The following is a 255-nucleotide window of genomic DNA, read 5'->3' as shown; positions in this document are numbered from 1 at the left end:
AAACCTGAACTCGATATAGAGGTCATAAACCAAATACTCGAACGCGACGTGTCGTTGTCTTATTTACTGCTTCGTTTTATTAATAATCCGACGGTCAACAAGCGCAACGAAATAACCTCACTCAAACACGCGATGACCTTCATGGGTCAGGAGGAAGTGCGTAAATTTATTGCATTGCTTGCACTAGCAAACATGTCGGGTGACAAACCCACTGAGCTTCTTACCATGAGCCTGGTTCGCGCCAAGTTCTGCGAG

1 protein-coding gene is annotated in these 255 nt (G+C 45.5%); it reads left to right on the top strand.

All coding sequences use genetic code 11. The annotated features are described in order from the left end of the window. On the top strand, nucleotides 1-255 hold a 255-nt coding region (locus NLF92_RS13385), incomplete at both ends, for an HDOD domain-containing protein (protein WP_254102743.1).

It is taken from the genome of Opacimonas viscosa (assembly GCF_024199005.1).
Classification (GTDB): domain Bacteria; phylum Pseudomonadota; class Gammaproteobacteria; order Enterobacterales; family Alteromonadaceae; genus Opacimonas; species Opacimonas viscosa.
This window is presented reverse-complemented; position numbering and strand designations above follow the sequence as displayed.